24 protein-coding genes are annotated in these 22,615 nt (G+C 59.2%); 23 read left to right on the forward strand and 1 reads right to left on the reverse strand.

What is annotated here, in order from left to right; genetic code table 11:
- The first annotated feature begins 132 nt into the window (after positions 1–132).
- The 16 genes from BW978_RS03240 (at position 133) to folD (ending at position 13,170) form a co-directional block, all read left to right on the forward strand.
- Complete coding sequence (locus tag BW978_RS03240) at positions 133–804, forward strand: transcriptional activator Rem (protein WP_076392148.1); 672 nt, start codon at positions 133–135, stop codon at positions 802–804.
- Positions 805–944: 140 nt separating this feature from the next.
- Positions 945–2,171: a flagellar hook protein FlgE gene (locus BW978_RS03245; RefSeq protein ID WP_076392150.1), complete on the forward strand. Its 1,227-nt coding sequence runs from the start codon at positions 945–947 to the stop codon at positions 2,169–2,171.
- A gap of 21 nt (positions 2,172–2,192) precedes the next feature.
- The gene (gene flgK, locus BW978_RS03250) at positions 2,193–3,647 is read left to right on the forward strand and encodes a flagellar hook-associated protein FlgK (RefSeq protein WP_076392152.1); all 1,455 of its coding nucleotides are present in this window, start codon (positions 2,193–2,195) and stop codon (positions 3,645–3,647) included.
- 5 nt (positions 3,648–3,652) lie between these two features.
- Entirely contained in the window at positions 3,653–4,717 is a 1,065-nt protein-coding gene (locus tag BW978_RS03255; RefSeq protein WP_076392154.1) for a flagellar hook-associated family protein, read from the forward strand.
- Positions 4,718–4,753: 36 nt separating this feature from the next.
- Positions 4,754–5,101: a flagellar biosynthesis regulator FlaF gene (flaF, locus tag BW978_RS03260; protein WP_076392156.1), complete on the forward strand. Its 348-nt coding sequence runs from the start codon at positions 4,754–4,756 to the stop codon at positions 5,099–5,101.
- On the forward strand, positions 5,098–5,547 hold the full coding sequence (flbT, locus tag BW978_RS03265) for a flagellar biosynthesis repressor FlbT (protein ID WP_006726382.1): 450 nt from the start codon (positions 5,098–5,100) through the stop codon (positions 5,545–5,547). Before flaF ends, flbT begins: the two co-directional genes overlap by 4 nt.
- Positions 5,538–5,987: a flagellar hook assembly protein FlgD gene (gene flgD, locus BW978_RS03270; RefSeq protein WP_076392158.1), complete on the forward strand. Its 450-nt coding sequence runs from the start codon at positions 5,538–5,540 to the stop codon at positions 5,985–5,987. The genes flbT and flgD overlap by 10 nt, the downstream gene beginning before the upstream one ends.
- 59 nt (positions 5,988–6,046) lie before the next feature.
- A complete protein-coding gene (locus BW978_RS03275; RefSeq protein ID WP_054150832.1) occupies positions 6,047–6,313 on the forward strand; it encodes a flagellar biosynthetic protein FliQ in 267 nt (88 codons plus the stop codon).
- Positions 6,314–6,421: 108 nt separating this feature from the next.
- Positions 6,422–8,509 carry a flagellar biosynthesis protein FlhA gene (gene flhA, locus BW978_RS03280; protein WP_076392160.1) on the forward strand — a complete coding sequence of 696 codons (2,088 nt, stop codon included), beginning with the start codon at positions 6,422–6,424 and terminating at the stop codon, positions 8,507–8,509.
- A complete protein-coding gene (locus BW978_RS03285; protein ID WP_076392162.1) occupies positions 8,506–9,255 on the forward strand; it encodes a flagellar biosynthetic protein FliR in 750 nt (249 codons plus the stop codon). Before flhA ends, BW978_RS03285 begins: the two co-directional genes overlap by 4 nt.
- 10 nt (positions 9,256–9,265) lie before the next feature.
- Positions 9,266–9,676: a hypothetical protein gene (locus BW978_RS03290; protein ID WP_006726387.1), complete on the forward strand. Its 411-nt coding sequence runs from the start codon at positions 9,266–9,268 to the stop codon at positions 9,674–9,676.
- A gap of 33 nt (positions 9,677–9,709) precedes the next feature.
- On the forward strand, positions 9,710–10,270 hold the full coding sequence (locus BW978_RS03295) for a rod-binding protein (RefSeq protein WP_076392164.1): 561 nt from the start codon (positions 9,710–9,712) through the stop codon (positions 10,268–10,270).
- A 29-nt stretch (positions 10,271–10,299) separates the two neighbouring features.
- A complete protein-coding gene (locus BW978_RS03300) occupies positions 10,300–10,665 on the forward strand; it encodes a hypothetical protein (protein WP_006726389.1) in 366 nt (121 codons plus the stop codon).
- Positions 10,665–11,204 carry a flagellar basal body-associated FliL family protein gene (locus BW978_RS03305; RefSeq protein ID WP_076392166.1) on the forward strand — a complete coding sequence of 180 codons (540 nt, stop codon included), beginning with the start codon at positions 10,665–10,667 and terminating at the stop codon, positions 11,202–11,204. Before BW978_RS03300 ends, BW978_RS03305 begins: the two co-directional genes overlap by 1 nt.
- A 118-nt stretch (positions 11,205–11,322) precedes the next feature.
- Positions 11,323–12,144: a WecB/TagA/CpsF family glycosyltransferase gene (locus tag BW978_RS03310; RefSeq protein ID WP_244551875.1), complete on the forward strand. Its 822-nt coding sequence runs from the start codon at positions 11,323–11,325 to the stop codon at positions 12,142–12,144.
- A 126-nt stretch (positions 12,145–12,270) separates the two neighbouring features.
- The gene (gene folD, locus BW978_RS03315) at positions 12,271–13,170 is read left to right on the forward strand and encodes a bifunctional methylenetetrahydrofolate dehydrogenase/methenyltetrahydrofolate cyclohydrolase FolD (protein ID WP_076392170.1); all 900 of its coding nucleotides are present in this window, start codon (positions 12,271–12,273) and stop codon (positions 13,168–13,170) included.
- A gap of 24 nt (positions 13,171–13,194) precedes the next feature.
- Here the strand turns inward: folD and BW978_RS03320 are convergent, their stop codons facing one another.
- Positions 13,195–14,220 (reverse strand): LacI family DNA-binding transcriptional regulator, encoded by a 1,026-nt coding sequence (locus BW978_RS03320; RefSeq protein WP_076393171.1) that lies wholly within the window; start codon positions 14,218–14,220, stop codon positions 13,195–13,197.
- 281 nt (positions 14,221–14,501) lie between these two features.
- Here BW978_RS03320 and BW978_RS03325 point away from each other — a divergent pair, with 281 nt between their 5' ends.
- From BW978_RS03325 to BW978_RS03355, 7 genes are all read left to right on the forward strand, one after another.
- The gene (locus tag BW978_RS03325; protein ID WP_076392172.1) at positions 14,502–15,854 is read left to right on the forward strand and encodes an ABC transporter substrate-binding protein; all 1,353 of its coding nucleotides are present in this window, start codon (positions 14,502–14,504) and stop codon (positions 15,852–15,854) included.
- Positions 15,855–15,948: 94 nt separating this feature from the next.
- Positions 15,949–17,190 carry a carbohydrate ABC transporter permease gene (locus BW978_RS03330; RefSeq protein WP_076392174.1) on the forward strand — a complete coding sequence of 414 codons (1,242 nt, stop codon included), beginning with the start codon at positions 15,949–15,951 and terminating at the stop codon, positions 17,188–17,190.
- 14 nt (positions 17,191–17,204) lie between these two features.
- The gene (locus tag BW978_RS03335; protein ID WP_076392176.1) at positions 17,205–18,368 is read left to right on the forward strand and encodes a carbohydrate ABC transporter permease; all 1,164 of its coding nucleotides are present in this window, start codon (positions 17,205–17,207) and stop codon (positions 18,366–18,368) included.
- 37 nt (positions 18,369–18,405) lie between these two features.
- Positions 18,406–20,061 (forward strand): beta-galactosidase BglA, encoded by a 1,656-nt coding sequence (locus tag BW978_RS03340; protein ID WP_076392178.1) that lies wholly within the window; start codon positions 18,406–18,408, stop codon positions 20,059–20,061.
- Positions 20,062–20,075: 14 nt separating this feature from the next.
- A complete protein-coding gene (gene ugpC / locus BW978_RS03345) occupies positions 20,076–21,164 on the forward strand; it encodes an ABC transporter ATP-binding protein (RefSeq protein ID WP_076392180.1) in 1,089 nt (362 codons plus the stop codon).
- Between the two features lie 154 nt (positions 21,165–21,318).
- Positions 21,319–21,726, forward strand: a complete 408-nt coding sequence (locus BW978_RS03350; protein WP_076392182.1) for a hypothetical protein — start codon at positions 21,319–21,321, stop codon at positions 21,724–21,726.
- A 122-nt stretch (positions 21,727–21,848) separates the two neighbouring features.
- Positions 21,849–22,553 (forward strand): SDR family oxidoreductase, encoded by a 705-nt coding sequence (locus BW978_RS03355; RefSeq protein ID WP_076392184.1) that lies wholly within the window; start codon positions 21,849–21,851, stop codon positions 22,551–22,553.
- The last annotated feature ends 62 nt before the right edge of the window (positions 22,554–22,615 follow it).

The following is a 22,615-nucleotide window of genomic DNA, read 5'->3' on the forward strand; positions in this document are numbered from 1 at the left end:
ATCTAGTTCAAATCGGCACCAAATGGTTAATCAATCGTTAATTACTATGGTTAAGTTCTCCTAGTTGTTCATGAATCCCCCGATTCGTACCCATGGTGCATCGAAACACCACACTGATTCGGAGGCGGCTGAATGATCGTCGTGGTAGATGAGCGCGAGCTCGTGAAAGACGGGTATACATCACTATTTGGACGCGAGGGGATTCCCTCGACGGGGTTCGACCCTCGCGAGTTCGGGGAATGGGTCACGACTGCGGCCGATTCCGACATCGCAGCGGTTGAGGCATTCGTGCTCGGCCAAGGCGATACGACACTCGAATTGCCGCGCGCAATTCGAGACCGGACCCAGGCACCGGTGATCGCGGTTAGCGATCAGCCGTCCCTTGAGGCAACTCTGGCACTTTTTGATTGCGGCGTCGACGACGTCGTTCGCAAACCCGTGCATCCCCGTGAGATCCTGGCACGTGCTGCGGCAATCCGCCGGCGTCTGCGGGCAATCACCAACTTCACCGAGATCGGCCCGATCAAGGTCTTCTCCGACGGCCGTGATCCAGAGATCGCCGGCGACGTCTTCGCCCTGCCGCGCCGCGAACGCCGCATCCTCGAATATTTGGTCGCAAATCGCGGCCGGCGCGTGTCGAAGACCCAGATCTTCAACGCGATCTATGGGATCTTCGACGAGGAAGTCGAAGAGAACGTTGTTGAAAGTCACATCTCCAAGCTTCGCAAGAAGCTTCGCAAGAAGCTCGGTTTCGATCCTGTCGATTCCAAACGCTTCCTCGGCTACTGCATCGACTGGAGCTGATCTCTACCTGCGGCCGCCCTTGAGCGGCCGCATTTTTTTCCCTCGACGCGAGGGAAAAACAGCTGGGCGCACAAGCCAGACAGCTTCACGCAAGGCCCACCTCATACTCTCCAAATCGACTAGCAAACGAGGATTTTGACATGAGCCTTTACGGAACCATGCGAACGGGTGTCTCCGGCATGAATGCCCAGTCGAACCGGCTGAGCACCGTCGCTGACAACATCGCCAATTCCAGCACTGTCGGCTACAAAAAGGCCTCGGTGCAGTTTTCATCCATGATTTTGCCGACCACCAACGGCGCCTACAATTCCGGTGGCGTCGAAACGGACGTGCGCTACTCGATTTCGGCCCAGGGCACCTTCAGCTACACGACGTCGACGACGGACCTTGCCATCAATGGCGACGGCTTTTTCATCGTCAAGGGCGACGACGGCACTCCCTACATGACCCGTGCCGGTTCCTTCGTTCTCCAGGATGACGGCACCCTGAAAAACACGGCCGGCTACACGCTGCAGGGTTATCCCTACGATTCCGACGTCGATCCGACGATTGTCGTGAATGGCTTCGACGGCTTGGAGCCGGTGGACCTCTCGGGTTCGGGCATTTCGGCAGTCAGATCACTGACAGGCACGCTGAACGTGAACCTGCCCAACTCGGCCGAGGTCGGGGTTGCCGCAGACATCAAGAAGACGTCTCTGACCGTCTTTGACAGTCAGGGATCGAGCCGACTGATCGATTTTACCTATGAGAAGATCGCCGACAACACGTGGGAAGTCTCTGCGGTTGAAAGGGATACCGGCACTCAGGTCCTTGCGCCGGAAACGTTGGTTTTTGATGCGGACGGCAAACTCGTAACTCCCGATCCAGCCGAGCTGCCGCTTGATCCCTACACTGTGGACGGTGCAGAGGTCGGCGACCCGACTGACGGTATCATGATCAGCATCGGCGCAACGACCCAGCTCGCCTCGGACTTTTCCGTCCAGCTTGGCAAGGTGGACGGCAACGCGGCCTCGAAGGTCAAGGGTTACGAAATCGATGACAAGGGCATCGTGTCGATTGCCTACGACAACGGTGATCTGGTGCCGACCTTCCGCGTCGCGCTCGCCAGTGTCCAGAGCCCGGACAATCTCAATCCGGTGGCCGGCAACATGTACACCCAGTCGAATGACTCCGGTGTCGTCATCCTCGGCTATGCCGGCTCCAGCGGCTTCGGCACGATCCTGTCCGGTGCGCTTGAAGACTCCAACGTGGATGTCGCTGAAGAGCTCACGGCCATGATCGAATCCCAGCGCAACTACACTGCAAACTCCAAGGTTTTCCAGACCGGCTCCGAATTGATGGAAGTCCTGGTCAACCTGAAGAGATAATCGAAAGAGTAGGTTAGTCCTATGTCGCTTGCATCGTCACTGAATACGGCCAATTCGATTTTCCGGAATACGTCCCAGCAGGCGTCCGTAATTTCGACGAACATCGCCAACACCGGCAACGAAAACTACGTTCGCCGTGACGCGGTGGTCACACAGTCCGTTTACGGTTTCTCGACGGTGCAGAACGAGCGGTCGCAGCAGATGGCGCTGCTGCGCCAGATGTCATCGTCGACGGGGCAGCAGAGTGCCCAATCGACACTTCTGGACGGCCTGACCACGCTTTCCAACGCGCTTGGTGGCAATGACAAGGAATTGTCGCCATCCAACTATCTCGCGAACCTGCAGGGCAGCCTGCAGGCTTTCGCCGCGGCACCAGGGGAATATGCGCTCGCCTCCACGGTCGTGACGGATGCAATCGACGTCGTCAACTCGCTGAACAACACGACGTCGACAACGCAGGAACTGCGTGCAGATACCGATGCGCAGATGTTCCAGCAGGTCGAATCGCTGAACAAGCTGCTCGCCGAATTCAAGATCGTCAACGACACGGTCGTGCGACAGACGGCCACCGGTGGGAATGCCGACGACTATCTCGACCGCCGCGACACGCTCCTCAAGGAGATCTCCAAGATCGTCGGCGTTTCCGTGAACATGCGCGATAACAGCGACATGGTTCTCTACACCTACGATGGCACGACGCTGTTCGAGACGGAACCGCGCGAAGTCAGCTTCGCGCGCACCTTTACCTACGATTCGACCGTCTCCGGCAATGCCATCTACATCGACGGAACGGCGGTTCGCGCTGGTATCGGCGGCAATACGGATGGTCAGGGCTCGCTCGCTTCGCTCGTGCAGATCCGCGACGTCATTGCGCCGACCTTCCAGACCCAGCTCGATGAGATCGCCCGTGGCCTGATCGAAGCCTTCCAGGAAGTTGACACCGGCGGTGGCGGGGAACTGCCTGGCCTGTTCACCTGGCCGACCGGGACGGTTCCCCTGACGGGAACGGTCGAGCCTGGACTGGCAGCCCTCATTCAGGTTAATCCGGCAGTCCGCTCGGATTCCGGCGGCGATCCCATGCTGATCCGTGACGGTGGCATCAATGGCGCCGCCTATGTCCAGAATCTCGAGGGGTCATCCGGCTTCACCGATCTGATCAATAGCTATGTAGACGAACTCGCTGCGAACAGAAGTTTCTCCGCCGATGCGGACCTGAAGACGGACGCAAGTGTACTGTCTTTTGCCAGCAACTCGATCGGCTGGCTCGAAGAACTGCGCTCGAACGCCACGACGGCGAATGAAAACAAGCAGGCGCTCTATGAGCGTACGTTTCAGACTTACTCCTCAAAGACGGCGGTCAGTCTCGACGAAGAACTGTCGATGCTGCTCGATGTCGAACAGTCCTACAAGGCCGCAGCCAAGCTCGTCTCAACGGTGGATGAGATGCTGAAGGCCGTCATGGATATGGTGAGGTAATCCCAATGTCGACAGCTAGCGTCTCTAATCTATCCACCCAGACATCCATGCGACTGACAATTCGTCAGGCGCAAAATGAGCTCCTGAAGTCGCAGCAGGAAGTCAGCACTGGCTTCTACGCCGACATCGGTGCCGAATTGGGCAGCAGGACGTCGACCGTCGTTGACCTGAACCGGGAAAGCCTGCGGCTGAACTCGATGATCAGCAACAACTCGATCGCGACACAGCGTCTGTCCGCTTCCCAGGAAGCGCTGAAGCAGATCGCGACGGCGGCCGAGGACATGAACAACGCGCTGATCACCATCTCCGGGTCGTCGAACAGCGATACGATCAACACCACCGTGATGACTGTATCGAACTCCCTTTCGACGATGACGAGCATGGCCAACCAGTCGGCCAATGGTGAATTCCTGTTCGCGGGCATCAACACCGATGTGAAGCCGCTCGCCGACTACACGGACACGTCGCCGGCCAAGACGGCTTTCGACAACGCCTTCACGGCCTATTTCGGCTTTGCGCCGACCGATACGGCGAGCGTCGGGACGATCGTCCCGAATGGTGCGGTCCCGAGCATGGAGGATTTCATCACGTCCACGCTGGAGCCGATGTTCACCGGAGCCGACTGGAACACAGATTGGTCGAATGCGACTGACCAGGCGATGACCAGCCGTATCACGCAGTCTGAAACCGTGCAGACATCGGCCTCGGCCAATGAAGACGGCTTCCGCTACTTCGCGCTCGCGGCCGTCATCACCAAGGAGCTCATGACGATCGGTGCGCCGGCCGCTGCTGTGACGGTCGCGATCAACGCAGCCATCGATTACACGGGCCGTGCCATCACCGGTATCAACTCGACACGTTCGGAACTTGGTCTTTCCGAGAACCGAATTGACAAGGCGGATGCCTCGCTCAAGGTTCAGGTGGATATTATCGAAACCAGCCTGTCGAGCAAAATTGAAGTAGATGCGTACGAAGCGTCAACTCGCGTTAACTCTCTGCTTGCCATGGTGGAAGCATCCTACACGCTGACGGCGAGGATCCAGGGCTTGAGTCTTGTAAACTACCTTTGATGAGCAAAGGGTGAAATGAACCTGAAGGGCAACTGAATGTACCAGTTCTCATATGCCGAGATTATGGAAGATGGCGTCGCTGACGCCAAGGAGCGCGAACGGCAGGCCCTTGACCGTTGCATCCAGCTTCTGAGCGCGGCCCGTGAAAAGAAGGGCTACTCCCACGAGGCGATCGAAGCTCTGTTTTATACCCGCCGGGTCTGGATCCGGCTGATCGAAGATCTGCAAAACCCCGAGAACCAGCTCGGCGACGAAGTACGCGCCAATCTGATTTCCATCGCCATCTGGATTTTGAAAGAGTGTGACCGGATCCGCAAGCGTGAGTCCGAGAACTTCCAGGGCATCATCGACGTGACAACCATCATCAGGGATGGACTTAAATGAAGAGCACTTTGCGCATCTCGCTCAAGTCGGGCGAACGTATTTTCATCAATGGAGCGGTTCTGCGCGTCGACCGCAAGGTTGCCCTCGAGTTCCTGAACGATGTCACCTTCCTGCTCGAGAACCATGTTCTGCAGCCGGAACAGGCGACGACGCCGTTGCGTCAGCTCTACTTCATCGCCCAGATGATGCTGATTAATCCGGAAGGCAAGGATCAGTCGCTGGCAATGTTCCGCAAGTCGGTGATCATGTTGTTGTCCTGCTTCGAGAACGAAGAGATCCTCGCCGAGCTGAAGCGCATTGACGGCATGGTCTCCTCCGGTCGCGCTTTCGATGCTCTCAAGGCGATCCGTCAGCTCTATCCGATCGAGGACCGTATCCTGAACAATCAGGAAATGGCACCGGCGACGATCGAGCAGATCCGCAAGGAGATCGCACCATGGCGGTAGACGGTGTAGCCGCCACCACTGCGGCCACGACGGCATCGTCGGCCACCAGCAGCACGGCGAGCAAGGCTGCCGAGAAGGCATCGATCGATTACGATAGCTTCCTGAAGCTCCTGATCGCCCAGATGAAGAACCAGGACCCGACCGATCCGATGGATGCCAGCGAACAGGTTGCGCAGCTGGCGACTTTCTCGCAGGTCGAACAGTCGATCCAGATGAACTCGAACCTCGAGACACTCATCACCGGCAACGCCCTGACGAATGCCTCCTCCTATATTGGCAAGACGATCACCAGCGCCGATGAAAAGACCAGCGGTGTCGTGGCCTCGGTTCGCGTCTATAGCGATACGATGGTTGCCACCACGACCGAAGGCAAGGAAGTCCCGATTGTTGTCGGCGTTCGCGTTGGCACAGCGCCCGCATCCGAGACGACAGATTCCTAACGTGCTAGTCCTTTCGGAGTGGAGGGCATGATTCGCCGCTCCGAAAGGATACCCGTCTCATGAATGAGGCTGACGCTCTCGATATTCTGCAGGCCGCGATCTGGACGATCATCATCGCCTCGGGCCCTGCTGTTGCCGCCGGCATGATCGTTGGCGTTGTCATCGCCCTGATCCAGGCACTGACTCAGGTCCAGGAAATGACCTTGACCTTCGTGCCGAAGATCCTTGCAATCATGATTACCATTGGCATCTCGGCGCCTTTCGTCGGAGCCCAGATCAATCTCTTCAGCAACCTCGTTTTCTCGCGGATCCAGTCAGGCTTCTAGCGGCGCTCGGCCTGACACCCTCGCGCAAGCTTCGACCGATATCTCTCTTGGGCAGACTGCCGGAAGTATGATCTTTCGGATGACTTCTCATGAAGAGATGGAACGGATATGGCGCAACCACCTGCACTCGTAATTCCGAAGGTAAGCCCGAGCGGGCGTGACATCGGCTTCGCGTTCGGGATCGTGATGATCCTGTGCATTCTGTTCCTGCCCATACCGCCTTTTCTCATCGACGTCGGCCTCGCGTTCTCGATCGCCCTGTCCGTCCTGATCCTGATGGTATCGCTTTGGATCCAGCGGCCGCTGGACTTCTCGTCCTTCCCGACCATCCTGCTGATCGCCACCATGATACGTCTGTCGTTGAACATTGCGACGACACGCGTGATCCTGTCGCATGGCCATGAGGGGCACGGGGCGGCCGGCGGCGTTATCGAGGGTTTCTCCACGCTCGTCATGGGCGGCGACTTCGTCATCGGTCTGATCGTCTTCTTGATTCTGATCACGGTCAACTTCATCGTCATCACCAAGGGCGCGACCCGTATTGCGGAAGTCGGCGCTCGCTTTACCCTCGATGCCATTCCCGGCAAGCAGATGTCGATCGACGCCGATCTGTCGGCGGGTATCATCGACGAAAAGGAAGCGCAGCACAGGCGTCGCGAACTCGAGCAGGAAAGCTCGTTCTTCGGTGCCATGGACGGTGCGTCGAAATTCGTTCGCGGCGATGCCATCGCCGGTCTGATCATAACCGCCATCAACGTCGTCGGTGGCATCATCATCGGCTACTTCCGCCATGGGATGGAACTGGGTGAAGCGGCAGACGTCTTCGTCAAGCTCTCCGTCGGCGACGGCATCGTCTCCCAGGTTCCGGCTCTGATCGTCTCGCTGGCCGCCGGCCTTCTGGTCTCGCGCGGCGGCACGCCCGGATCCACCGACCAGGCCGTCGTCAATCAGTTGAGTGGATATCCGCGCGCTTTGTTCGTGGCAGCTGCACTCATGGGTGCGCTCGCCATTGTCCCAGGCCTGCCGTTGATACCGTTCATGGGCCTCGGTGGTCTCATGGCTTTCGGCGCCTGGTACATTCCGCGCCAGCTCGAGGCTGAGAGCAAGCTGAAGCGCGAAAGCGAAGAAAAGAAGGTCATCCAGAACAAGGAAGCCGAGAAGGATTCGGTCAAGTCGGTTCTCAAGACCTCGGAAATCGAACTCGCGCTGGGCAAGCTCGTCTCGACACGCCTCCTTGGCGCTCACCAGGAACTCGCCTTCCGCGTCGGCAAGATGCGCAAGAAATTCGCCAGCCAGTACGGTTTCGTGGTGCCGGAAATCAAGGTCACCGACGATATCGCGATCCCGGAAAAGGCCTATCAGATCCGGATCCACGGCACGACGGTCGCCTCGAACAACCTGCGCGTCGGCGAAGTTCTGGTCGTCACCGGTTCCGGCCGCAAACCGAATGTCCCAGGCGACGATATCCGCGAACCCGCCTTCGGCATGCCCGCAGTTTCGGTTCTTGAAACTTTCACCGAAGAGCTGAAGCGCGAAGGCTTCCATCCGATCGACAACGTCTCGGTCGTCTTGACCCATGTCTCGGAAGTCATCCGCAACAACCTGCCGCAGCTCCTGTCCTACAAGGACGTCAAGGTGCTGATCGATCGCCTTGACCCCGAATACAAGAAGCTCGCCGACGAAATCTGCTCGTCGCACATGTCCTATTCGGGCCTTCAGGCGGTCTTGAAGCTGCTCCTCGCCGAACGCGTCTCCATCCGCAACCTGCATCTCATTCTCGAAGCGGTCGCCGAACTCGCCCCGCATGTCCGCAAGACGGAGCAGATCGTCGAGCATGTGCGTGTCCGCATGGCTCAGCAGCTCTGCGGCGACCTGACAGACAACGGTGTGCTGCGCGTCTTGCGTCTCGGCTCCAAGTGGGATCTCGTCTTCCATCAGGCGCTCAAGCGTGATGCCAAGGGCGAGATCGTCGAGTTTGACATCGATCCGCGCAGCCTGGAGGAGTTCTCCGAGCAGGCAAGCCAGGTTATCCGTGAATTCATGGACCGGGGCTTGCCCTTCGTCCTTGTCACGTCGCCCGAAACACGGTCCTATGTGCGCATGATCATCGAACGACTCTTTGCCACCTTGCCGGTCCTCTCGCATGTGGAACTGGCCAAAGGCATCGAGATCAAGATTCTGGGCTCCATCTCATGATTACTGACCCGCAGGGGAGTGTGCTGGTACTGATCGCGATCTTCTGTCGCATCGGCGCCTGCATCATGACCCTGCCGGGCTTTTCTTCAGCCCGCATCTCGATGACGGTGCGGTTCTTCCTTGCCTTCGCCATCTCGCTGGCCATGACGCCCTTGCTCTTCGATACCGTGTACCCCAGGGTCTCCGGGGGAGGGGCCTCTCTCATCGGCGTCATCGTTGCCGAACTTCTGATCGGCATGATGTACGGCCTCGTTCCGCGCTTCTATGTGCTCGGACTGCAATTTGCGGGCTCGGCGATCTCGATGGCGATCGGTCTGAACACGCCGGGCTCGTCAGATGTTCTCGAAGATACCCCTGATAACCAGATGACCAATCTGATCTCCTTCGGCGGCCTTCTCATTCTCTTCATGCTGGATTTCCACCATGTCGTCTTTCGCGCCCTGTTCGATTCCTATTCGGTGATGCCGATCGGTGGCATGCCGGACAGCCAGAAAATGCTGATCACGCTGACCGACACCTTGACGCAGACCTTCCTGCTGATGCTGCGTCTCGCGAGCCCCTTCCTCATCTTCGGTCTGATGTTCAACGTGGCCGTCGGTCTGGTCAACAAGCTCGCGCCCCAAGTGCCCGTCTTCTACATCTCGACGCCCTATCTTCTGATGGGGGGGCTGCTCCTGGTCTATTTCACCATCGCCGCCATGGTCATGCAGTTCGGCCAGAATTTCCCGATGATCTTCAATTTTTGACGAGGCTGCCTTGGGACCGCAAAAGAAATCCGACAAACTCAAGCGTCTGGTCGCCGTACAGCGTCACATGGAGCGGATGGCCGAAAGCGATCTGGGTATCACCGCACAACGCATCGAGGAAAACGCTCGATCGATGGACACGGTCATGGACGCCATTGGATCACTCGATCCGTTGCACCGGCTTTTCGCCCAGAACTACGCCGACCGCTTCGATCGCCTGTCCAACACGGACAAGCAGTTGCACGGTCTGCAGCAGGTTCAGGAGATGAAGCTGATGCGCGAGCGCGCCAAGGGCGACCGGCTGGAAGAAAACATGAAGGATGCACGCGACCACGAAGAGCGCGAACGTGACGACGATGCCATCTACGATCTGATCGACCTGAAATTTGCCACACCAGCCTCCAGCAAGCTTCAGGAGTGATAGTCGCCTCGAACCGAAATCGAGGATGTCATCGTGGCCATTTCTCCTCCAAGCGATCTGGTGCTGGACGTTGTCCGTGCTGCTGATCCGGCACAAGTTGCCGCTGCCCAGGAACAACTGAAAGCCAACCGGGCGAACTTCATGGCGACCAGTCTCGCCGAGAAGGGCGCAGGTTTTGGCGCGACTGTCGACATTCTGAACCGTACCGCGAATGCCGCACGGCTCGAAGCGACGGCGGAAAAGACCGAGGACGTCGGCAAGCCTCCGAAGATCTATCGCGATTTCGAAGCCGTTTATCTCACCAATTTTGTGCAGAGCATGCTGCCGGACGAGAGCGAAGAAGTGTACGGCAAGGGCAATGCCGGCGAGATGTGGAAGAGCATGATGGCCGAGCAGCTCGGCACGGTTCTGTCTGAAACCGGCGGCGTCGGCATCGCCCAGCAGATGTATGACCAGGCCCTCCAGCGCGTGCGCGGACAGGATAGCGTCAACGCCGCCACAGACGAGACGGATCGCGGGCTCGCCATGAGCTGGGTGACCGATCTCGAGCGCCGCACCCTGGGTGCTGGCGCCGACACCGATAACAAGAATTGATCCATTTTTCGAAAGACAGGGCAGAATTCATGGAAGTTGTTTCGAGCGAATATCGGGTGAAGACGGTACTGAGCCGGCTTGAGCGCATCATCGACAACGAGAACGAGCGGATCGGGAAAGATCCGGAATTCGACTTCAAGGTTTCCAACGCCCACAAGAGCCGCTGCCTTTACGAATTGACCATGCTGTTCCGCGACACGGACCCGCGTGAATTCGCGGTCAACTACGTCGAGCAGCTTCATGTTCTGAAGGAAAAGCTCGCTCTGAACGCCCGTCGCGTCGAAGCGCATCTCGCGGCCGTTCGTGCGGTAGCCGACATCCTGAAGAACGCGGTTCGCGACGCTGATGGTGACGGCACCTATTCTCAGGAACAGTTCCAGTTCAGCGAGTTCTGATGGGCAAGATACTCGGAATCGGCCTTTGGGTCTGCATCGTCACGCTGGGGGCCGTCTACGGTTCGATCTACCTGGCGACAGCCCCTGCCGGCCCGAGCGAGGAAGAAACAAAGACGGCCGCACTCGAACTCGTTCGCGGTGAGTCCATCACCATTCCGGTTATCGGCGGGGGTGATGTCACCGGATATTTCCTGACACGCATCTCTTTCATGATGGACAAGGAAAAGCTCAACGGACAGGACCTGCCGACGACCGAGTTGATGACCGACCAGCTATTCACGCTGCTGGTTGGCAACAAGATGGTCGACATCGGCAACGTCTCGGCGTTCGACGTCAATTCGTTCCGTGAGCAGATCAAGACCGAGATGAACGCAAGGCTCGGTGAGGGCATGATCGATCAGGTGCTGATCGAGCAGCTCGACTATGTCTCGAAGGACGCTGCCCGCAAGGCCGCCGACGGTGGTTCCAAGCCTATGGAGATGACTACGGTCGTCGAAGGCGAGACGGTCGAGGAAAATCCGGCGTCCTCAGGGCATTGACGATCCGCATTATGGTGAACGGCGCGTTGATCATCTCATGAGAATTGTAGCGCGGCGCTTAACCTGAATTTTAGCGGTGACTGATAGGTTCCGGGCATCGATCCTCGGGACCCCTTTCATGCCAGCTTCGTCATTTTCTGCAGTGAGAGAGCCTGACGACGTGGTTGGTCAGCCTCTGCAGCCGGCGGTCCCGGTACGTCCTATCCTCGACTTGCCTGTCCACGACCTGGGCTGGAAGCCGGCGCTCGCCCTGCTTGAGGAAAAGCTGACCGAGGATCAGGGCCTGACCCATATTGCATTCCTCAATGCCAACAATGCCAATGTCATGATGCGAGATCCCGATTACCGCGAGGTTCTCGGTCGCTGTCTGGTCCTGCCGGATGGCATCGGTGTCGACATTGCCGCAAAGTTCCTGCATGGCGGCCGCTTCTCGGCCAATCTGAACGGGACCGATTTCGTCCCGGCAGCCCTGACCTTCATCACGAAGCCGCTCAGGGTAGGGCTGCTCGGTGCAACATCCGAGGTGCTGCAGGATGCCGCCAAGAACTTTCGCCTTCACACACCCTGGCATGAATTCGTCGAAATCTCGGATGGCTATTTCGACCGGGCCGATCCGACATTCATCCTCAATCGCATTGAGCAGGCCCGCATCGATCTGCTGCTCGTCGCCATGGGCACGCCGCTGCAGGAAAAATGGGTCGACAGGCATCTGACCGGCGATCATGCGCGGGTCGTTATCAGCGTTGGCGCACTGCTCGACTTCGTCTCGGGACGTGTCCCCCGTGCGCCTGACTGGGTCCGTCAACTCAGGTCCGAATGGCTGTTTCGTCTTTGGCAGGAGCCGTCGCGCCTCTGGCGCCGCTATGTGCTCGGCATCCCCGTCTTTCTCGCCTATGTGCTGCGTCACCGGCTCAGTTCGCCGGCAACGATGTCCGGCTGACACCAGGGCCCGCGAAATCCTGCACTTGCAATGTGCCGCATTTTGACAGCATAGGACGGCGACAGGCAAACGGCGCCTGCATGTTGGCGCTAGCTTGCTGCGAGTTCTAGACGGGGATTGTGCACAGTGACCACGGTAATCGATGGAAAGGCAGCCGCTGCTTCGGTGATTGAAGCAGTAACCTCAGCAGCGACGACGCTCAAGACCTCCGGCCATCGCAAGCCCGGTCTGGCTGTGGTCATCATCGGGAACGACCCGGCAAGTCACGCCTATGTCGGTGCCAAGAGCCGGATGGCCAAGCAGTGCGGTTTCAACTCGATCCAGCACACGCTTCCCGAGGAGACCTCTCAGGACGAGCTGATGGCGCTGGTCGCCTCGCTCAATGCCGACCCCGAGATCGATGGTATCCTCGTCCAGCTCCCGCTTCCGAAGCATCTCGACAGCGAGCCGGTGATCCAGTCGATCCTGCCGGAAAAGGATGTCGACGGCCTGCACATCGTCAATGCCGGAAAGCTTGCGACAGGTGATTTGAAGACCGGCCTGCTCTCCTGCACGCCGGCCGGTGCCATGATCCTTGTCCGCCAGATCCATGGTGACGACCTGTCCGGCCTGAATGCACTGGTGATCGGCCGGTCGAACCTCTTCGGAAAGCCGATGGCGCAATTGCTGCTGAATGCCAATGCCACCGTGACCATCGGCCATTCACGCAGCCGCGACCTGCCGGAACTCGCCCGCCAGGCCGATATCCTGGTCGCAGCCGTCGGCCGTGCTGAAATGGTCAAGGCTGACTGGTTGAAGCCCGGTGCGACCGTCATCGATGTCGGCATCAACCGTGTTGCGGCTCCGGAAAAGGGCGAGGGCAAGTTCAAGCTGGTCGGCGATGTCGCCTTTGCCGAATGCAAGCCGGTTGCCAAGGCGATCTCGCCGGTTCCAGGCGGCGTCGGGCCGATGACGATTGCCATGCTGATGGCCAATACAGTGATCGCCGCCCATCGTCGCGCAGGCATGGTGGCGCCGCGGTTCTGACTACTCAGGTCATCGACAGCCGGGTCAGGCGGGTGCCGGTCCGGTCGAGGCCCTGACCACCAGTTCCACCTTCCAAAGTTCCTGTGCCGGTGGTGCCGGCACAGTTTGATTGATCATCGCGATCAGTCGTTCTCCTATCCGCTCGCCGGCAGCGCGTAGTGAGGAGCGTGTCGTCGTGAGCGGCGTCGAAAAGTTTTCCGGCTTCAGCAATGGCAGCTCGTCGTCATGCGCGATCAGGGAAACATCCACGCCGAGCTTGAGGCCAAGCTCGTTCATCGCGCGAACGGCGCCGAGTGCCAGCACGGTACTGGCGCATAACACGGCGGTCGGCCGGTCCGGGCCGGACAGGATCTCCTTCATACCGCGATAGCCTTGTTCATCGCCCATGAAGCTGTGCCGTGTGTGGCGAGGATCGAGCAGCAATCCCCGGTCGGCCAGCGCCCTCTCCGTCCCCAGCCGTCGTCGATGCGCAAAGTCCAGATCGGCATGGCCGTTCAGCAATGCGATCCGCTTGTGGCCGAGTTGGAGGAGGAAGCGGGTCGCATCGTAGAATGCGCCTTCATTGTCGACATCCAGAAACGGATAGTCCAGTTCAAGCCCGGACGACCGTCCGTGGACGATGAAGGGCAGCGAAAGCGACTTGGCCATCGCAATGCGCGGGTCATTCTCGCGAACATAGGCGAGATAATAACCGTCGACACTGCCACTCGCGACCAACCAGCGGATTGCCTGTTCCTCGTCCTCGGCTTTGGAAGGCATGATGACGAAGTGGAAGTCACGGAGGATGGCTGCTTCGGCGAGCCCGCTCTGGAATGCGGCGAAATGCATGTCCGAGCTATGGTCGGGCGAGATCGGCATGATCAGCCCGATGGATCCGGCCTTGCCGGTCGCCAGACGCTGGGCCGCCCGGTTCGGACGATAGCCGGTATCCTTGGCTGCCTGGAGCACCCGCTGGCGTGTCTCCTCATTGACCTCCGGGTAGCCATTGAGCGCGCGGCTGATCGTCGTCTGCGACAGGCCGAGCATCTGTGACAATTCTTTCAGATTCACTGCAGGCATTCCTCTCCCTTGCCGGACCACTCGTTCCCCTCCACAGGCGGCCAAAGCGCTTCGACTATGGCGCAGTCGCCCGGCCGGCGACAAGAGAAAAATGCTTTAAATCAATGCAGATGCTGCTGCCCATGCGAGGCGTTGCGCCAAAATGCGGCAGAGCCAGAAAAGCCCTTGACTCAATATGGAACCCAATGGGATGAAATAGGGGCCAAAGCGCTTTGAGGATAATGCGCTGACCAAGGACGTTTGGCCGTCCGATGTGATGGGAGGTTAATCACATGAAAAAACTATTTTTGATGACCGTGGCGACTGCCGCGCTCGTTGCCAGCACGGCTGGTGCACAGGAATTGAAGTTCGCTCCCGGTGAAGATGCCAAGTTCAACTGGGCAAGTTTCGAGGAGCTGAAGAAGACCCAGCTCAACGGCGAACAGATCACCATTTTTGGTCCCTGGCTCGGCCCTGACCAGGTTCTCGTCGAAAGCGTTCTGGCCTATTTCGCGGCCGCAACCGGCGCGGATGTACGCTACACCGGCTCTGACAGCTTCGAGCAGCAGATCGTCGTTGATCTGGAAGCCGGCTCCGCACCGAACATCGCCATCTTCCCGCAGCCGGGCCTCGCGTCCGACATGGCAAAGCGTGGCTTCCTGACCGATCTCGGCGCTGAAAACGCCTCCTGGCTCAAGGACAACTACGCCGCTGGTCAGTCCTGGGTCGACCTCGGCACCTATGCTGGCCAGGATGGCAACTCGGCTTTCTACGGCTTCCCCTTCAAGACCGACCTGAAGTCGCTCGTCTGGTACTCGCCTGAGAACTTCGAGGATGCCGGCTACGAAGTTCCCCAGACCATGGAGGAGCTCAAGGCTCTGACCGAGAAGATCGTGGCAGACGGTGGCACGCCCTGGTGCATCGGTCTCGGTTCGGGTGCTGCCACCGGCTGGCCGGCAACCGACTGGGTCGAGGACATGATGCTCCGCACGGCGTCGCCGGAAGACTACGACAAGTGGGTTTCCAACGAAATGAAGTTCGACGACCCGATCGTCGTCAACGCCATCAATGAATTTGGCTGGTTTGCCAAGAACGACAAGTTCGTCGTTGGTGGTGCAGGCGCAGTCGCATCGACCGACTTCCGCGACAGCCCGAAGGGTCTCTTTGCCTCGCCGCCGCAGTGCTACATGCACCGCCAGGCGTCGTTCATCCCGTCCTTCTTCCCAGAGGGCACGTCGGTGGGTGAAGATGCAGACTTCTTCTACTTTCCCGCCTATGCCGAAAAGAACCTCGGCAGCCCGGTTCTCGGAGCTGGCACCACCTTCGCCATCACCAAGGACAGCACGGCTGCCCGCGCCTTCATCGAGTTCCTGAAGTCGCCGATCGCCCATGAAGTCTGGATGGCCCAGAAGGGCTTCCTCACCCCGCACAAGGGCGTGAACCCGGAAGTCTTCACGGATCCTACCGTCCGCAAGATGAACGACATCCTGCTGCAGGCCACCACCTTCCGCTTCGACGGTTCCGACCTGATGCCGGGCGCCATCGGTGCTGGCAGCTTCTGGACCGGCATGGTCGACTTTGTCGGTGGCAAGTCTGCCGAAGATGTTGCAAAGTCGATCCAGACAGCCTGGGACGGCGTCAAGTAAGCTGCCGTAGAACAGTATTGCCTCACGAACGTCCGGGCTTCACCGCCCGGGCGCTCGCAAAAAAAATCAGAAGGCATGCGGAGGGGAGACCAACATGAATCCGGCGTTGCAGGCTCTGATCACGATCATCATCGGTGTCGGTGGGTGTATCGGTTATTTCTATCTGTCGAACGTGCTTGTCGACAGGGTGCTGTTCCCCGCCAAGGGCGAACATGCAGGGCGCAATATCAACCGCGCCAATATGATCCGTCCTTGGCTCTTTCTGTTTCCGGCGATCGTGGCGCTTGGCCTCTATCTGGTCTACCCGGTTATTGCCTCGCTCTGGTTGTCGGTAAGCAGCCGTAACGATGGCGGCGCCTTCGTCGGTCTGGCCAATTATGAGCGCATGCTCGGAGAACCGAAGTTCTGGGAAGCGATCAGCAACAATCTCCTGTGGCTGACTGTCGTGCCGGCCGCCTCCACGGCCTTTGGCCTGCTGGCGGCTCAGCTGACCGACCGGATCTCCTGGGGCAATATCGCGAAATCGCTGATTTTCATGCCCATGGCGATTTCCTTCGTCGGCGCATCCGTCATCTTCAAGCTGGTCTATGATACGCGACCGGCAGGCGAAGAGCAGATTGGTATCCTGAATGCCCTGTGGCTGTCCTTCGATGGCGGATGGGGGACTGTCCTGGTGCTTCGCGTTCTTCCCGCACTTCTACTTCTCGCCTTCATCGCTTTCGTCATTTACGGCATTTATCAACTGTTGCGCCCGCTCTCCGGTGGTATCGGCCACCATGGCGGCACCTCCAAATTCGGCGTGGTCGTGCGGGTCGCACTCACGCTTGCTGGCGTCTGGCTCTGCTATCGCGGGCTGATCTCCACCTACTCCGTTCTGACCTTTGATTATCCCTATGGTGAGCCGCAGACCTGGTTGACGATCTCCTTCTGGAACAACTTCTTCCTGATGGTGGTGCTGATCTGGATCCAGACCGGTTTCGCCATGGTCATCCTGTCGGCGGCGCTGCGCGGTATCCCGGAAGAGACAATCGAGGCTGCCGTCATCGACGGGGCCAACGACTTCGAGATCTTCTTCAAGATCAAGATCCCGCAGATCATGGGAACCGTGGTCGTCGTCTGGACTACGATCACGCTCGTCGTCCTCAAGGTCTTCGACATCGTCTTCGCGATGACCAACGGCCAATGGGAAACGCAAGTGCTTGCCAACTACATGTTCGACAAGCTCTTCCGGGCCAATGACTGGGGCATCGGTTCGGCAAGCGCCATGGTGATCATGTTGCTGGTCCTGCCGATCCTGGTCTGGAACGTCTACAACGCTCGAAAAGAAATGCGCTGAGGGGAGGCGGGGTCATGGCAAAGATTGCAGGCAAGAAATCCGGTCTCGTCTGGGCCGTTCATCTCTCGGTGGCGCTTCTGGTGGTGCTCTGGTTGCTCCCCACCGCGGGCCTCTTCATTTCCTCCTTCCGGACCGCCGACCAGATCGCCACCAGCGGCTGGTGGAGTTCGCTGTTTTCGCAGGAGCAGAACCTTGTCCTGCGAACCGCCGCGCCCTCCACACAGCGTCAGGAAGGCAATCTCTGGGTCATCGAAGGCAATGTGCTGAGCGAAGGCGGAGCCACCGCCGAGGCGGAAATTTCGGCCTGGGGCACGTCCTCGCGCGCCATCAGCGAATACGAACCCGGTGCGACCGCTACCCTCGGCGATAGCGGCCGCGTGACGGTGCAGGCGAATGGTGACTACCGACTGGAAAGTGATGTCGAACTGACCGGCAGCCGTGGCGATCGTATCTTCGTGACGGCCGAATTGCCGCCGGAATTCACGCTCGGCAACTATGAGACCGTTCTATTCTCGGCCTCCACCACGGATTCCATGGCCAAGGCCTTCTTCAACACGCTGACCGTGACCATTCCGGCGACCGTCATTCCGATCGTCATCGCAGCCTTCGCGGCTTATGCACTGGCATGGATGGAGTTTCCGGGGCGGGCGCTGCTGATCGCGGCCGTCGTCGCGCTGCTCGTCGTGCCGCTGCAACTCGCGCTCATCCCGCTCTTGCGCCTGCATCTCTCCATCGGCATCGGCAAGGGTTATCTCGGCGTCTGGCTCGCCCATACAGGTTTCGGGCTGCCGCTCGCCATCTACTTGCTGCGCAATTACATGGTCGGGCTCCCGCGCGATATCATCGAATGTGCCAAGGTGGACGGTGCCACCGACTTCCAGATCTTCACGCGCATCATCCTGCCGCTCTCTTTCCCGGCGCTGGCCTCCTTCGCCATCTTCCAGTTCCTCTGGACCTGGAACGACCTGCTGGTTGCCAAGGTCTTCCTGATCGATGCGACTGGTGAGACGACGGTCATGACCAACCAGATCGTCGAGCTTCTGGGCACGCGTGGCGGCAACTGGGAAATTCTGGCAACGGCGGCCTTCGTGTCGATTGCCGTACCGCTCCTCGTCTTCTTCTTCATGCAACGCTACCTGGTGCGTGGCCTCCTTGCCGGTTCGGTCAAGGGTGGCTGACGCCGGGACGAAAGACCAAGCCAACAGGAATGTCTAAATGAGTGCAGTTTCAAATCCCGTCATGACGCCCGACAAGGATTGGTGGCGCGGCGCGGTGATCTATCAGATCTACCCGCGTTCCTACCAGGATTCCAACGGCGACGGCATCGGCGACCTCAAGGGCATCACGGCCCGCCTGTCGCACATCGCCGAACTCGGCGCGGACGCGATCTGGATCTCGCCCTTCTTCACCTCGCCGATGAAGGATTTCGGCTACGACGTGTCGAACTATGTCGACGTCGATCCGATGTTCGGTTCGCTGACGGATTTTGATGGCCTGATCGCCGAAGCCCATCGCCTCGGCATCCGCGTCATGATCGATCTTGTCATGTCCCACTCTTCCGACCAGCATGCCTGGTTCGTCGAGAGCCGGTCGAGCCGCGTCAATCCGAAAGCCGATTGGTATGTCTGGTCCGATCCGAAGCCGGACGGTTCGCCGCCGAACAACTGGCTGTCGATCTTCGGTGGATCCGCCTGGCAGTGGGACCCGACCCGCATGCAGTACTACCTGCACAACTTCCTGACCTCGCAGCCGGACATGAACCTGCACAATCCGGAAGTGCAGGACGCCCTGCTTGCTGCCACGCGCTTCTGGCTGGATCGCGGCGTCGATGGCTTCCGCCTCGACACGATCAACTTCTACTTCCACGACAAGGAACTCAGGGACAATCCGGCACTCGCCCCGGAACGCCGCAATGCCTCGACGGCGCCGGCGGTCAATCCCTACAATTTCCAGGAACACATCTACGACAAGAACCGCCCGGAAAACATCGCCTTCCTCAAGCGCTTCCGCGCGCTGCTCGACGAGTATCCGGCGATTGCCGCCGTCGGCGAAGTGGGCGACAGCCAGCGCGGTCTCGAGATCGTCGGCGAGTACACATCCGGCAACGACAAGATGCAGATGTGCTACGCCTTTGAATTCCTGGCGCCGGAGCCTCTGACGCCCGAAGTCGTGCGCAATACCCAGAACGCTTTTGCGGCCGCCGCACCCGAAGGCTGGGCCTGCTGGGCCTTCTCGAACCACGACGTGGTACGCCACGTTAGCCGCTGGGGTGCAAATGTCCTCGACCGCGAGGCCTATGCCAAAATGCTGTCTGCCCTGTTGCTCACACAGCGCGGTTCGGTCTGCATCTATCAGGGCGAGGAACTGGGCCTGACCGAAGCCGATATCGCCTTCGAAGACTTGCAGGATCCCTACGGCATCCAGTTCTGGCCGGAATTCAAGGGCCGTGACGGCTGCCGCACGCCTATGGTCTGGGATGATCATGCCGTACAGGCCGGTTTTTCGACGGCGCAGAAGACCTGGCTGCCCATCCCGGTTGAACATACTCTGCGCGCGGTCAACACGCAGTTTGGCAAGCCGGACTCCATACTCGAGCACTATCGCCGCTTCCTGGCCTTCCGTCGCCAGTATCCTGCTTTCGCCAAGGGCGACATCACGTTCCACGAGGCTGGCGAAGACCTGCTGATCTATACCCGCGCCCTCGGCAACGAGACGCTTCTTTGCGCCTTCAACATGAATGCGGATGAAGCCACGATCGCTTTGCCGACCGGTGAATGGATCGAGCTCGAAGGCCATGGATTCACCGGTGCAGTCAACGATAACAAGGTAGAATTGCCGGCTTGGGGCGCCTATTTCGCGCGTCACGCCTGACAGGGGAGGAAAGCATGACGGGTCTGGTTCTCAAGGACATCCGAAAGTCATACGGGCAGGTCAAGGTTCTGCACGGCATCGATCTGGAGATCAAGGAAGGCGAATTCATCGTCTTCGTCGGCCCGTCCGGCTGCGGCAAGTCAACGCTTCTGCGCATGATCGCAGGCCTTGAAGACATCACCAGCGGGGAGATGTTTATCGACGGCCAGCGGGTCAACGACGTACCGCCATCGAAGCGTGGCATTGCCATGGTCTTCCAGTCCTATGCGCTTTACCCGCATATGACGGTCTACGACAACATGGCCTTCGGCATGCGGATCGCCGGCGAAAGCCGGGAAGAAATCGATCGGCGCGTGAAGTCGGCCGCCGGTATCCTGCAGTTGGACCCCTATCTCGATCGCCTGCCGAAGGCCCTGTCGGGTGGCCAGCGCCAGCGCGTTGCCATCGGTCGTGCCATCTGCCGCGATCCCAAGGTCTTCCTCTTCGACGAACCCTTGTCCAACCTCGATGCGGCGCTGCGCGTCGCGACCCGCATCGAGATCGCCAAGCTCAACGAGCAGATGGCGGACACCACGATGATCTACGTCACGCATGACCAGGTGGAGGCAATGACCCTGGCAGACCGGATCGTGGTGCTCTCGGCGGGCCATATCGAGCAGGTCGGCCCGCCGCTCGAACTCTATGAGCGCCCGCAGAACCTCTTCGTCGCCCGTTTCATCGGCTCTCCGGCCATGAACATCATGCCGGCGACAGTGATCGGCACAGGCGAGGCGACCCTGATCAAGTTGAGAGATGGCTCGGAAGTCACCGTCGATGTCGCGACCCCCGCATCGGAGCAGGGGAAATCTGCGAGCTTCGGGGTCCGCCCGGAAGATCTTGCGATCGCAACCGGCGCGGAATTCCTGTTCGAAGGCAACATCGACATCGTCGAGGCACTTGGCGAAGTCACGCTTCTCTACGTCAAGGGGCCGGTCGAAGACGAGCCTGTTGTCGTCAAGCTGCCCGGCATTGTCGACGTGAAGAAGGGGCAGACGCTGCGCTTCTCCGCAGACAAGACCAAGCTGCACCTCTTCGACGCCGACGGTCAGACATACCGCCGCTGATCACAACTCGACCAATCAGCTTAAAGCCCTGTTATCCTTACCGATAACAGGGCTTTTTCGTGGTCAGGAATGGCCCTTGAGGCAACACCGACTGTTAAGTTGTCGCTGCTAGCTTTTTGCCCATAACAACTGACAAAAGACGAGGGCAGAAACGATGAGAGCGGCAAGTGGCGGATCTCATTTCCTGAAGAAGGAGGAATCCTTCATGTACGACCGGGAGAACCGGTATCGCATGGAGGACACGATGAATGCCGGGCGCCTCGAATACACCGAAAACGGCATGACCCACATGGCGGCGCGGCGTTGCGACGTCCTGCGTATCTCGTTGAGCGGGGCCGTGATCGGACTGATCACGCAGGTCAATCTTCCCAAACAGTTCTACCTCGATATTCCGGATGCGCGCATCAACAAGGTGGGTGCAGTGCTGATGAAGAGCTTTGCCAACAACACGGCCGAAATCCGTTTTCTGCGCCTTCTGACGCAGAAGGAGCTGGATCGCATCTTCGTCTTCTCCACCCATCCGGCGCACAAGGACCGCGTTCTCGACGTCCGCAGCTGGTAATCAGAGCGTCAGCGAAATCCATGAAGGCCGGTGCCGCAAACGCTGCACCGGCCTTCAGCATTTCTGACTGGACATCGCCGGGCTGACCTTTGATCTTCGCCGGATCAAAGGGAGAAACAGACATGTCCAGTCAGAAGGTTGCCATTGTCACGGCAGGGGGAAGCGGTATGGGGGCGGCTGCCGCAAGGCGTCTTGCCTCCGACGGTTTCAAGGTCGCCATCCTCTCGTCTTCCGGCAAGGGGGAGGCACTCGCTGCCGAACTCGAAGGCTTCGGGGTCACAGGATCGAACCAGTCTCCGGAAGACCTCGCACGACTCGTAGACGGCACGATGGAGCGTTATGGCCGCATTGATGTCCTCGTGAACAGTGCAGGCCATGGCCCACGCGCCCAGATCCTCGAGATCACCGACGAGCAATGGGCCAAGGGTATGGATGTCTATTTGCTCAACGTCATCCGCCCGACGCGTCTCGTCACGCCGATCATGCAGCGCCAGAAGGCCGGCGTGATCATCAACATCTCCACTGCCTGGGCCTTCGAGCCGTCGTCGATGTTCCCGACCTCGGCCGTCTTTCGCGCAGGCCTTGCGTCCTTTACCAAGCTCTTCGCCGATACCTATGCGGGTGAAAACATAAGGATGAACAATGTCCTTCCCGGCTGGATCGACAGCCTGCCCGCGACCGAGGAGCGGCGTGATGGTGTGCCGATGAAACGCTACGGTACGAGCGAGGAAATCGCGGCCACGATCGCCTTCCTCGCCTCCGATGGTGCGGCTTACATCACGGGCCAGAACCTCAAGGTCGATGGCGGGTTGACTCGTCACGTTTGAAACTATCTCGACGCCGCGCCCGGAAATGTCACAAAGGACCTCCGGGCGTAAACCTCTTGGTT

The organism is Rhizobium sp. RU33A (assembly GCF_900156055.1).
Taxonomy (GTDB): Bacteria; Pseudomonadota; Alphaproteobacteria; order Rhizobiales; family Rhizobiaceae; genus Allorhizobium.

Excerpts from the sequence above, each read along its gene's own strand:
- BW978_RS03335 (WP_076392176.1), top strand. The coding sequence starts at position 17,205 with ATGGCAAAGATTGCAGGCAAGAAATCCGGTCTCGTCTGGGCCGTTCAT.
- BW978_RS03275 (WP_054150832.1), top strand. The coding sequence starts at position 6,047 with ATGAATGAGGCTGACGCTCTCGATATTCTGCAGGCCGCGATCTGGACG.
- flgK (WP_076392152.1), top strand. The coding sequence starts at position 2,193 with ATGTCGCTTGCATCGTCACTGAATACGGCCAATTCGATTTTCCGGAAT.
- BW978_RS03245 (WP_076392150.1), top strand. The coding sequence starts at position 945 with ATGAGCCTTTACGGAACCATGCGAACGGGTGTCTCCGGCATGAATGCC.
- flaF (WP_076392156.1), top strand. The coding sequence starts at position 4,754 with ATGTACCAGTTCTCATATGCCGAGATTATGGAAGATGGCGTCGCTGAC.
- ugpC (WP_076392180.1), top strand. The coding sequence starts at position 20,076 with ATGACGGGTCTGGTTCTCAAGGACATCCGAAAGTCATACGGGCAGGTC.
- BW978_RS03240 (WP_076392148.1), top strand. The coding sequence starts at position 133 with ATGATCGTCGTGGTAGATGAGCGCGAGCTCGTGAAAGACGGGTATACA.
- BW978_RS03305 (WP_076392166.1), top strand. The coding sequence starts at position 10,665 with ATGGGCAAGATACTCGGAATCGGCCTTTGGGTCTGCATCGTCACGCTG.
- flhA (WP_076392160.1), top strand. The coding sequence starts at position 6,422 with ATGGCGCAACCACCTGCACTCGTAATTCCGAAGGTAAGCCCGAGCGGG.
- BW978_RS03340 (WP_076392178.1), top strand. The coding sequence starts at position 18,406 with ATGAGTGCAGTTTCAAATCCCGTCATGACGCCCGACAAGGATTGGTGG.
- BW978_RS03325 (WP_076392172.1), top strand. The coding sequence starts at position 14,502 with ATGAAAAAACTATTTTTGATGACCGTGGCGACTGCCGCGCTCGTTGCC.
- BW978_RS03330 (WP_076392174.1), top strand. The coding sequence starts at position 15,949 with ATGAATCCGGCGTTGCAGGCTCTGATCACGATCATCATCGGTGTCGGT.
- flgD (WP_076392158.1), top strand. The coding sequence starts at position 5,538 with ATGGCGGTAGACGGTGTAGCCGCCACCACTGCGGCCACGACGGCATCG.
- BW978_RS03255 (WP_076392154.1), top strand. The coding sequence starts at position 3,653 with ATGTCGACAGCTAGCGTCTCTAATCTATCCACCCAGACATCCATGCGA.
- BW978_RS03285 (WP_076392162.1), top strand. The coding sequence starts at position 8,506 with ATGATTACTGACCCGCAGGGGAGTGTGCTGGTACTGATCGCGATCTTC.
- BW978_RS03355 (WP_076392184.1), top strand. The coding sequence starts at position 21,849 with ATGTCCAGTCAGAAGGTTGCCATTGTCACGGCAGGGGGAAGCGGTATG.
- BW978_RS03310 (WP_244551875.1), top strand. The coding sequence starts at position 11,323 with ATGCCAGCTTCGTCATTTTCTGCAGTGAGAGAGCCTGACGACGTGGTT.
- flbT (WP_006726382.1), top strand. The coding sequence starts at position 5,098 with ATGAAGAGCACTTTGCGCATCTCGCTCAAGTCGGGCGAACGTATTTTC.
- BW978_RS03300 (WP_006726389.1), top strand. The coding sequence starts at position 10,300 with ATGGAAGTTGTTTCGAGCGAATATCGGGTGAAGACGGTACTGAGCCGG.
- BW978_RS03350 (WP_076392182.1), top strand. The coding sequence starts at position 21,319 with ATGAGAGCGGCAAGTGGCGGATCTCATTTCCTGAAGAAGGAGGAATCC.